This is a genomic window from Candidatus Omnitrophota bacterium, from assembly GCA_028715965.1.
Lineage (GTDB): Bacteria > Omnitrophota > Gorgyraeia > Tantalellales > Tantalellaceae > JAQUQS01.
Map to the genome: position 1 here is coordinate 1 of JAQUQS010000033.1, position 10,967 is coordinate 10,967.

Consider the following 10,967-nt stretch of genomic DNA (forward strand, 5'->3'; position numbering starts at 1 on the left):
AAAATGGGGTGAGCGATGGGATTTGAACCCACGACCACCTGAGCCACAGTCAGGCGCTCTACCAGCTGAGCTACGCTCACCTCCGGAACTTTTAGTGAGTTATTATTCTATTTACTATCTATAGTTAAGTCAATAGAAAACGTGCCTGAGGCCGGACCGCCCTAATTCTCGCCTCTCCTTATCTTGCAGGCCATTTCCCCCTGTGTTATACTTTACACATCATGAAAGGCCTTATTCGCAAATTATTGCTTTTATCGGCGCTTATCCCGGTCATAATATATTTTGTATTATCTATATATGGCGACGAGATAACCGCTCGTCTGAAAACCCGTCTGGAGAACGAGATAATGACGGTTATCGGGCTTACGGCCAGCATCAAAGACCTGGACCTATCTCTCTCGCGCGGCATGACCATGTATGACGTGGATATCCTTGATAAGGATACAAAAGTATGCACTATCAACGAGATAACACTTATGCCAGATATCCCACATTTACTTAAAGCCCACAGGCTCAAATATCTTATACACCTGACCGGATTCAAAAAAAAGGATATATCATGCGACCTGATCTTTGAGGTCTATTCCGGGGAAATGCCGGACCTTAATAGTCTTTACGGGCAGCATTTCATCGAATCCGTATACGTGATAGATGGCGAATTTTCATACCGGGACCTTAAATTCAGCAGCATATGCGGCAGAGCCGACCTTGATACTAGTGGCATTTCCAACGCAAAAATGCATTTTATATTCGCGGGAACACCGTACATCGCCCACTACATGCCGCGTCCAGAGGAATTCTCCGGTTTTGATATTTCCCTGAGATCCAAAACCCTTACGCTTACCGGCAGCATGATCCCGGACAATAGCGACCTTATACTAAAAGAGTTCAATGGGGTATTTGCGGGTATACTTTTTACTTTCGACGGGGTGCTCAAGGATATCGGCACTGATACCATTTCGGGTTACGGCAAAGCTGAGGCCGAACTGGACCTCACATCTATACCTGAACTGATCGGCACTTTCGTATCGGTACCTGACAACATCCCTTTATCCGGCAAGATAAGGACCATCGTGGATATAAGTGGCGCCGGCATGTCGTTGACCGAATATACCGTAACGGCCGAAATATCCGCGACTGGCATGTCCATGGGCAACATAGGGATAAAGGACATGTATGGCAAAATAGACATACGTGAAGGGCGTCTTACATCACAAACACTTAGGGCCAGCATATGCAAGGGCGAGCTAAAAGCCCAGATCGCCGTGGACCTGACAGATAAAGACCTTCCCTTTTCCCTGCTCTTCGACGCTTCAGGCATCAACTATGGTACTCTTATATCCGATTTATCCCCGGACGAACCCGGCGTTTCCGGTCGGCTGGAGGGTACTCTTGATCTGCAGGGATATGCCACGTCCACCCCTTCCCTTGTTGGCAAAGGCAGGTTGGATATTTATGACGCGGACCTGGGAACAATGCCTATACTCACACCGTTCCTTGGCGAAATATACGCCGCCCTGCAGGATACTATCCCGGGTTTCCGGAAGACCATCATCAACAGGGCATATGCCGACCTTACCATAAAGAACAAGCGGATCTTCACCAACGATCTCACATTGCAGGGAGACACAATATCTATCATCGCTCACGGTTCCGTAGGTTTCGATGGAGGTTTGGACCTCGTCTTCGAGAACAAGATAACCGGTCCATCCGAAGAGGAAGAAGACTGGCAAACGACCCTAAGGAATACTATAGTCAATCTGGGTAAAATGATAAGCAGGACCCATCTACGAGGGACCCTGAAAGATCCTAAGTGGACGATAAAATAGCGTTACCCCTATCCTTCAATACTCTTCTAGTCAGGAAGAACGTCCCATTTTAGCGTATTTGGTTATTTCTTTTCTTACCTTTTCTAAAGCCAAGGCCCTGTGGCTTATCGCGTTCTTTTTTGCCGCCGGCATTTCCGCGAAGGTTTTGTTGTACCCGTCAGGCAAGAACAATGGATCGTATCCAAACCCGCTCTTGCCCCTGGGTTTTTCCCTGATCGCACCGCTTATTTCCCCTTCAAAAGTACCGAGAAGGACCCCGCCGGCGGCAAGAGCTATATGACATACGAACCGGGCCTTTCTTTCCTCTTGCGGTACTTTTTCCATTAATTTCAATAATTTATCGTTATTTTCCACGTCCGTAGCGTTCTTCCGGGCGAACCTTGCGGAACGTACGCCAGGTTTTCCTCCCAGCGCTTCTACCTCAAGACCGGAATCATCCGCGAGAACAAGTCCATTGAAGAACTTTGATGTCGTAACAGCCTTTTTGACCGCGTTCTGCCTGAACGTCTTACCATCTTCCACTATGTTCGGCGGAGTGGTTCTTATATCACTGAAATTCTTTATGTTTATATCTTCGAAATCCTTTAAAATCTTCCTGAGCTCATCCCTTTTCTTGGGATTATGAGTGGCTATAAGAATATCCATGCTCAAAATGACCCCCTCAACGCTTTTTTCTGTTCCTTGAACACTTTTTTGATCCCCTTCTCCGCAAAGCCCAGGATATCACCGAATTGAGCGGCTGTGAAAGGTTCCCTCTCAGCCGTACATTGCACCTCGACGAACCTTCCGTTACCCGTCATTACTATGTTAGTATCAACATCGGCACGTGAATCCTCATCATACGTAAGATCAAGATATGCCTCCCCATCCAATATCCCAACACTTACGGCCGCTATCTGGTCTTTGACCGGTATCCTGTTTATCTTGCCGGCATCACTCAGCCGCTCCATTGCCAGATATAAAGCGATAAAACTCCCGCTTATACTCGCGCATCGCGTACCTCCGTCCGCCTGGATAACATCACAATCAAGCCATACCGTACGTTCTCCCAGGGCCGACATATCGACAATACTACGAAGCGCCCTGCCAATAAGTCTTTGCACCTCATGAGTCCGCCCGGTCTTTTTTCCCTTGGAGGATTCCCTGGGAACTCTCGTCTGACATGACATCGGGAGCATGGAGTATTCAGAAGTTATCCACCCGGTACCCTTGCCTTTAAGGAACGGCGGGACACCATCGTCTACGCTTGCCGTGCATATGACCTTCGTGTCCCCGGTGGAAAAAAGACACGACCCGTGCGCGTGTTTGACATAATCTACCTCTATCGAAATATTCCTGATCTCATCCCTTTTCCTACCGTCGGCTCTCATGATATTCCTTTCAAAGGTCAAATCTTTCGTAAATATATCCCCCGTTACCATCACAGGCGACTATCAGCGGCATTTTCTCTACCACCAACTCGTGTATGGCTTCAGGACCCAGATCCGCGAACGCCACTACCTTGCACGAAATGACCTTGCTGCTTAAATATGCCCCGGCCCCGGCCGGGGCTACAAAATAGACCGCTTTATGTTCCGCCACACCCTTGATCACCTCGCGGGAACGCGTCCCTTTGCCGATCATGCCCTTAAGACCTTTTTCCAGGAGTGGAACAGTGAACCCGTCCATACGGCTCGAAGTGGTCGGGCCACAAGACCCTATCACACCGCCGGTCCCGGGTGTTGGTCCGCAATAATATATGATCTCTCCTTCTATATCTATAGGCAGTTCCTGACCTTTTTTCAGTAGTTCACACATCCTGAGATGGGCCTGGTCCCGGGCCGTATATATACGCCCTGACAGCGACACTTCGTCGCCTGCTTTTAATTCCCCGACCGTGATCTGGTCCAAGGGAACATTGATATCGATGACCTGTCCCATAATATGATCCTTCACCATTAAATTTCAGTCGTAGCCGTCCTCAAGGCATGACACGAGAGATTGACAGCCACGGGAAGACCCGCGATATGTGTCGCCGCGGCCTCTACATTGACCCCTATCACCGTAGATGAGCCGCCAAGACCCATTATCCCTATATCAAGCGCGTTAGCCCCCGATCTTATCCTGGTCTCGATATCCGCCAGATGACTTGCCGCATTAGGCCTGTCTATTTTCCTCAACAGGGCTTTCTTCGCCAGATACGCGCAATATTCCATTGTTCCGCCTATCCCTACTCCAAGAATATATGGCGGGCACGCGTCGGGTCCGGCAAGTTTTACGGTTTCGACACAAAAATCCACTATCTCCCCTACACCGCTGGTGGGTTTCAACATACCGATACGCCCTTTATTCTCGCTTCCAAAACCTTTTGGCATAACGGATATCTTAACAGTGTCTCCCGGAACTATCTCCACATGCAGGATTGCCGGTATGTTCGATCCTGTATTTTTCCTGATCACAGGATCCCCGACTACGGACATACGAAATCCATACTCTTTATACGCAAGCATAACTCCTTTATTTACAGCATCTTGCATGTTTATGCCGCACACCGATACGTTGTCCCCGATCTCGATGAACACACACACAAGACCCGTGTCCTGGCATATCGCTATTTTTTTGTCCCTGGCGATCGTCGCGTTATCAAGCAAGACCTTGACCATACGACGGGTATGTTCCCCCTGCTCTTTTTCTCCGGCAAGAATTTCCAGGGCCCGGCTAATATCATCCCGTATGATGATATTAGCTTCCAGACAAAGTCTCATTACGGCACTCTCGATATCTGTTCGCGATATAGCCCGGCACGTCATAAGGCGACCTTCTTAGCTGATATATATTCTCCCAGGAAAAATCTGGCCGTACGATCAAATCCCGTTGGGTCATCACTTACAAAACACTTGATCCTGCCTTTTTTGCGGGGAAAACATCCTAATCCGTTGTCTTTTATTATTTTTTTTACTTCTTTCGCCACAGCCGAAGATGAGTCAATAAGAACAATATCATGCATGGTATCCGCTATGGTCTTCCTTAGCAGAGGATAGTGTGTACATCCGAGTATAAGCGTATCCACTTTCCTTTTCCTCATGGTCTTCAGGTATTTTTCCGAGACCATACGCGTTACAGGATCAGATGTCATCCCGTTCTCAACAAGAGGTACGAACAAAGGACAAGCCTTAGTGTACAACTTGGCCCTGGGAGAAACTCTCCTCAGCTCCCTTTCATACGACCCGCTCAATATGGTCGAATTGGTACCAATAACACCGATCTTGTGGTTTTTCGTGGCTTTGACCGCTTCTTTCACCCCCGGAACAATGACCCCTACGACAGGAAGGCGATAAGCCCGTTTGAGGAACGTAAGGCTTAGACTGGACGCGGTATTACAAGCTACGACCGCCATTTTTATATCTTTTTTCAAAAGGAAACTCATTATCTCCGACGTGAACCTGGTTATTGTTTCCTTGGACTTGTTCCCATAAGGGACCCGGGCCGTATCCCCGAAATAGATAATATCCTCACCTGGCAAAAGCTTCCTTATGCTTCTCACTGCCGTAAGGCCCCCCACTCCGGAATCAAATATCCCTATAGGCCTGTTGTCATATTCCATAATACCTCTCCAGAACATCCTATGCGATCCCACCGGCCAGCCCTATCAACAAACGCTCGACCGCCATATCAGCCGGGATCACCCCTGTTTTTATATCAATATCCGCGGCAAAGATCATCTCAACCCATTTCCTTATCTTTCCCTCGGAATATTTTGCGAGGTCATTTACAACTCTTTTGATCTGCCACACAGGTCTTCCCATATCCCTTGCTATACCCTCGGTGCCGACGCCTTTACTCTTCAGCAGAAAGACCCTCTGTATGGTCCGCGCATACCACGCTACGTATCCTATGATCTCTTCCGGACGCCTCTTTTTATCATACAGGTCGTTCACTACACGGAAGATCCTGCCCGCATCTTTCCTGTTTATGGCGTCAACTAACTGGAATATATCCTCGCTAACACTCCGTCCCACAACGGTCTCGACATCTTCAGCGCTTATTTCTTTCCTCTCGCCAACATAGCAGACCAGCTTCTCCAGCTCGTTCTTTATATCCGAAGCCTCAGTGCCCTTAAGTTCAAGCATAAGATCTACGGCGCTTGGCAATATCTCCATTCCTTCTTTCCTGAAAAACCCACGTATCCAGCTTTTCATGGTCTCCTTGTCGGGAGTGCCAGCCTTTATCAGATTAATGTGTTTTTCGATCTTCCTGTAATTCTTGTTTGAAGAGAATGCGGCATTAACTACCAGGATAAGGATAGAACTTTCGTGCGGCTTCGCGAGATATGACGCAATTATGTCCCAGGACTCCTGAGAGAGGTCCTGTGCTTCTTTTACGGCTATTACTCTCCTGTCGGAGAGAAAAGGCATCGTTCCCAAGGCGTCCGATATATTTTCCATATCCCCGGGGCCGAACACGGAATAATTAAGCTCCTTATCCCCCCCGGAAAGATACTTATCCCGGATCTTTTCGCGTTCACGATCCCTTATGTAAACATCATCGCCTATTATAAGATAATTGTCAGCCATTTTTTGTAAGATCGTACGCAGGTGGGGAGAAAAAAACAGGCCCGGCCGTTACCAGTCTTCGACCACGCGTTCAACTATCCTGTCCGCGAGATCCTTTACTGTTTTCCCTATAGCTGTTTCTTCGGATTCGGCATTGGGACCGACAACCGTATAGCTATATCTTCCCATAAAGGATCTTTCCTTCCACAGGACTTTCCCGGTCTTGTTATCACTTAAAGCAATATCAGCATATATCTGCATCCGGAATTCCTCGACATCCCTACGGTCATTATCTTCCTGGTCCTCGTTATAACTAAGTGGGTACTGCCGAAAGTCCACCAGTTCCCCCGTCAAGATAAGATCAGCGTTATCGCTGCTTTTTATCTTTAACGCCCCGTCAAAAATGAACTCCTGGATAACGGCTTTAGTGATATCTATCTCCAGTCCCGGGCGATACGAATAACTCGCTCTTTTGTCGGACACATCACCGGAAGCGCCTATTTTGTTCTCGAAATTATCGACATGTATGGAGTCCTGTCCCGCCGGCAGTATGGATCCGTACTGATACCCACAGCCCGAAAAAAGTACGCACTGCGCCAGGAACAACGATACGCCCATAGCCGATATTTTACGAAAAAACATTAATTACCGATCCTTTTTTCCAAATTCATTATTTTCTGCCCCGCGTACTCCGCCGCGGGAGTCCCCGGGAATTTACCGCTTATCTCCCTGTAATACATAAGAGCGCTTGTATATTGTTTCTGACGCTCGTAAAACTCCGCTATCTGCAATTCGCTGTCCGCTTTCCTGGCATTAAGCTCATCAAGCACCTTGTTCGCTTCTGCCGCTATAGCCGGGATAGGCGTGGTCTCCGATATCTGCTTGAATTCCTTTAGCGCCTTTTCGGTCTCCTCCTGGTCATACTCAGGATCAAGGGAGGCCTCGTATCTTGTATACGCCAACTGGTATTTGGCCTCTTGGACAAAAGTACTTTGCGGGTAATCCTTTATCAGCCGCTCATATGATTCCATCGCTTCCTTATACTTCTTCATCCTGCGGTAGCATTCAGCCATCTGCATTATCGATCTATCGGCATATGGGCCGAAAGGGCTGTTGTCGACTATCTTTGCGTATATCTCCACGGCCCTGTCGATCGATGTGGACAACTCAAGGTCCATGAGCTTCGAGGTATCCTTGCTCTGGAATATGTTGGCTATATTGTATTCACGCTCAACTATCTCATCCAGCCTTTTGGTATATGGGTAGTTGTCAATGGTCTTCTGGTATTGTTGGTACGCGAAAAGGTATTTAGCGGCTTCCTCGTATGATCTACCCGCGTAATATTGCGCTTCCGGGGCCAATTCTGAATCGGGATAACTTCTTGTAAGCCTTACGAACTCTTCTGCGGCCCGGTTGAAATCCCCTTGTTTATAGAAGTACATCGCCCATTCATACTGCTCTCTAGGCGTATCCTTGACGGCATATTTAGGATTCTCGAATGTTTTGCTTTTTGGGGTCCATATCCAGAAAGCAGCCGATTCTTCAACACATAAGTTCAAGAAAAATATCACTGCTATCAGGGCTAAAGTAAAATATCTCTTTTTGATCGCCATAATTATAATTATATATAAGTGTTAAAGTTTCGATCTGATACGACGGTTTTTACATTCTATACTATAATATCCAGCATTGTCAATCTCAAAGGTATATTGACCGTCTTGATCTGGGAAAAGCGTGTAACTCAGGCAACATTCCCTGGTTCGGCATTTTTCGTGAAACTGGCCGTGTTACTCTCCGGCTCGTTATAGAGAGTAAGGCTGTTCACATATTCCGAAACCAACTCTTTGTCCTGGCGGGAGATCTCAAGGAACTGGTTACCTATCTCATAATCGGTCCCTGATGGGAGCTTCCGTATCCAAGCCACTTTTGAAATAGCTTTTACCGGCTTATTGAACATCGGCATGTCCAATTCAAGCAACAACCGGCAGGCTCTGGACACGAACTCAGGAGCCCTGAAACGTACTCCACCTTCGCTCAGGTTCTTGGTGATAGTTCCAACTCCTGATTCTCCTGGAGAACCACCTATCTTACGGTACTTCACTGGAATGTGTGTAGTTACCCTTTCAAATCGCCTATTGTCGGTATGATTCTCCATAACTACCTCTTTTTTGTTTAATCTCTTTTTCCCCTGTTTCCCCGGTTAACAAACACTACATATATGTATTTACAGGAACTGCACCACAATAGTTAAAAAATGAAATAGCTAATTACAATGTAATTTTACCATATAAAAATCGCATTGATAAACTTTAAAAATTAACTTTTTTTTTACTTACGATGTTCCCGGTTACGACAAGAGACAATTTTGCCTTATTTTCCTTAAAAATAAGGCCTTTACGGCCTGGGATCCCCTTACTAATCCAATATCTCTTCCACATTTATACCGATCCCTCCATCCATCGCAGTGCTTTGCACTGTCTGCGACTCCCTGAGAGTATCGACATATTTGAGGAAAAGTTCTTTGTCATTCTTTGACATCTCAAGGAACTGGTTACCAACTTCATAATCGTTGCCGGTCTCGTTCTTCTTTATCCAGGCAACCCTAGAAATAGCCTTAACAGGCTTTGCCAGCATTGGTATATCCAGCTCCAAGATCAGCCTGCACGCCATTGACACGAACTCCGCGGTCCTGAACCTGATACCGCCAGAACTGACGTTTCGTGTTATGGACGCGGACCCGACGACCCCGGCCCCGTCTTTAAGGCTATGATACCTTAAAGGCAGGTTCATCTTGACCCTTGAGCATCTTCTCTGTTCTTCATCAAACTTCACGTTATTTCCCTCCATTTTATTTTTTATCGGTTGATCTTCTCTTTTTCCTCTAGAACTATCGTATACTGTCTTTTAAAGAACTCGACTTTCTGCATGAACCCGGCCATCGGGTCGTTCTCGACGACCATGCATTCACCGTTCTTTTCCACCACACTGGCCATGGGGTTGAATGATGATACCGGCATCAAGGTATCCGTGCCCTTGAAATAGTCCATCTCCACGGACTGTCCCGTGAAATTCGACCTGTTACTTCTCTGTGCATCCTGCATCGAGAGCACTTCGCTGATATCAACACCTTTGATCGTGGAACCACCGGAGGCTTCATCCCCTTCTTCCGTATCTTCCTCAGGCGCCGCTGCTAATGCCGCCTCCATTTGCGGGCCTGCGGACATCTGGGATGACGGGAGCGCGCTTTCGTCCCAAGGCATAAGGTCCGGCGTCCCGGAAGAAAGGTTCGGATAGGTGATATCATTCCCCTCCGAGTCCCTAAGCCCTATCTGTGAAGTGGAGTTCTTTACATACTGGCTGTTCTCCGATGTTCCCCAATTCCACGGTTGAGAAGCATCGAACATTGCGTACAAATGCCACTTCTCGTCATTTTCGTCATACTTAACAACAGCCGCTTCTCCCGGCAATTGCACGAAAGCTTTCGCCACGTCACTGTAGTAGTAAACGGTACCGTATATCCACCAGTTCTGGTAGTTATACTGCGGGTTATCATCATATACCGGGCGGACGAAATCACCCTCGAACTCCGTCGTACGGTCACCTTCCTTTTTCCTGACACCGCTTACCGTACTTCCGTCGTAATAATACTCATATGTAGCGACTTTGGTCCCGTTAGCGGCATACTCTTCCATTATGCCGACCTTGTCGGTGCTTCCCCAATAAGCCGTATAAACGTACCGGGAACCATTTCCCAGCGTTTTTTCTCTTATGCGCCCGTTACCCGTACCGTTGAAGTTCTCGTCATAATAGACATACTCAGTACCGTCCGAGGTCTGTTTCGTATATATCCTGCCGCTATCGTAATAGGTGTATTCCTCATTCGCGACATGGTCGTATTTCCTGACAAGCTTGTCTGACGAATCATATTCGTACTCGTTAACAAGCGTCGTCCACCTATCGCTGTATGTGTACACTATCCTGGCCTGGTCGCCGGATCCCGTGTATACAATACTGAACGTGAGTTCGCCAGCCGAGTTTGCGCTGGCCCTCTCCATGGCGTCCAACCTGCCGTATCCCAGACCGTTATAATTCTCGTCCTTATAATGGTACTGCACGTTGCCACCTGTATCAGGCGTGTCAAGTGTTTTGGATTCAAGCCTGCCTGAGGCATAATAGGTGTATTCCTCCCCGGCCACGTAGTCTTTCTTCCTTATAAGCGTACCTGACGCGTTATACTCATAGATCGTTACCATGTTACTGAAACCTGTATCCGAGTACGCATATACATACTTGGTCTTGCTCGCGTTCGGCACCTCATGATACGTATAGCTGAACATGAGTTCGCCAGCCGCGTTCGCCGTAGCCCTCTTGGATACGTCCATCCGGCCATATCCCTGTCCGCCGAAGTCCTCGTCCATATAGTGGTAATATATGTTGCCTGACGCGTCCGCTACCGGCAGCGTCTTCGTCTCCATCAGGCCGTCGCCGTAATACGTGTATATCGTACCGTCGGCTTCCGTCTTCTTTACGATCACCCCGCCCGAGGTGTATTCATACGCCACTATAAGGGCTCCGCCCGCGGTATACTCGTTTATGTACTTCGCCT

Annotated in this window: 12 protein-coding genes and 1 tRNA gene; 1 reads left to right on the forward strand and 12 read right to left on the reverse strand. The window is 47.6% G+C overall.

The genetic code is table 11. The features are described from left to right. Nucleotides 1–4: 4 nt before the first annotated feature. A tRNA-His gene (locus PHH49_08270) sits at nt 5–80 on the reverse strand. A gap of 141 nt (nt 81–221) precedes the next feature. On the opposite strand from PHH49_08270, the gene PHH49_08275 reads away from it, so the two are divergent. Beyond that, nucleotides 222–1,829: an AsmA-like C-terminal region-containing protein gene (locus tag PHH49_08275; protein ID MDD5488933.1), complete on the forward strand. Its 1,608-nt coding sequence runs from the start codon at nt 222–224 to the stop codon at nt 1,827–1,829. 30 nt (nt 1,830–1,859) lie between these two features. Here the strand turns inward: PHH49_08275 and rdgB are convergent, their stop codons facing one another. From rdgB to PHH49_08330, 11 genes are all read right to left on the reverse strand, one after another. Then, a complete protein-coding gene (gene rdgB / locus PHH49_08280) occupies nt 1,860–2,474 on the reverse strand; it encodes an RdgB/HAM1 family non-canonical purine NTP pyrophosphatase (GenBank protein ID MDD5488934.1) in 615 nt (204 codons plus the stop codon). A 2-nt stretch (nt 2,475–2,476) separates the two neighbouring features. Beyond that, entirely contained in the window at nt 2,477–3,199 is a 723-nt protein-coding gene (gene rph / locus PHH49_08285) for a ribonuclease PH (protein MDD5488935.1), read from the reverse strand. A gap of 10 nt (nt 3,200–3,209) precedes the next feature. Beyond that, nucleotides 3,210–3,749, reverse strand: coding sequence for a FumA C-terminus/TtdB family hydratase beta subunit (locus tag PHH49_08290; GenBank protein ID MDD5488936.1), 540 nt, complete (start codon nt 3,747–3,749; stop codon nt 3,210–3,212). Between the two features lie 17 nt (nt 3,750–3,766). Then, nucleotides 3,767–4,618 carry a fumarate hydratase gene (locus PHH49_08295; protein MDD5488937.1) on the reverse strand — a complete coding sequence of 284 codons (852 nt, stop codon included), beginning with the start codon at nt 4,616–4,618 and terminating at the stop codon, nt 3,767–3,769. After that, complete coding sequence (gene murI, locus PHH49_08300; GenBank protein MDD5488938.1) at nt 4,615–5,412, reverse strand: glutamate racemase; 798 nt, start codon at nt 5,410–5,412, stop codon at nt 4,615–4,617. The genes PHH49_08295 and murI overlap by 4 nt, the downstream gene beginning before the upstream one ends. Nucleotides 5,413–5,431: 19 nt before the next feature. Continuing rightward, entirely contained in the window at nt 5,432–6,382 is a 951-nt protein-coding gene (gene holA / locus PHH49_08305) for a DNA polymerase III subunit delta (protein ID MDD5488939.1), read from the reverse strand. 48 nt (nt 6,383–6,430) lie between these two features. Further along, entirely contained in the window at nt 6,431–7,003 is a 573-nt protein-coding gene (gene lptE / locus PHH49_08310) for an LPS assembly lipoprotein LptE (GenBank protein ID MDD5488940.1), read from the reverse strand. Next, nucleotides 7,003–7,974 carry an outer membrane protein assembly factor BamD gene (bamD, locus tag PHH49_08315; protein MDD5488941.1) on the reverse strand — a complete coding sequence of 324 codons (972 nt, stop codon included), beginning with the start codon at nt 7,972–7,974 and terminating at the stop codon, nt 7,003–7,005. The genes lptE and bamD overlap by 1 nt, the downstream gene beginning before the upstream one ends. Nucleotides 7,975–8,102: 128 nt before the next feature. Continuing rightward, the gene (locus PHH49_08320) at nt 8,103–8,516 is read right to left on the reverse strand and encodes a PilZ domain-containing protein (GenBank protein MDD5488942.1); all 414 of its coding nucleotides are present in this window, start codon (nt 8,514–8,516) and stop codon (nt 8,103–8,105) included. 260 nt (nt 8,517–8,776) lie between these two features. Then, the gene (locus tag PHH49_08325; protein ID MDD5488943.1) at nt 8,777–9,193 is read right to left on the reverse strand and encodes a PilZ domain-containing protein; all 417 of its coding nucleotides are present in this window, start codon (nt 9,191–9,193) and stop codon (nt 8,777–8,779) included. A gap of 23 nt (nt 9,194–9,216) precedes the next feature. After that, nucleotides 9,217–10,967: hypothetical protein (locus tag PHH49_08330; GenBank protein MDD5488944.1), on the reverse strand; the 1,751-nt coding region annotated here is incomplete at its 5' end.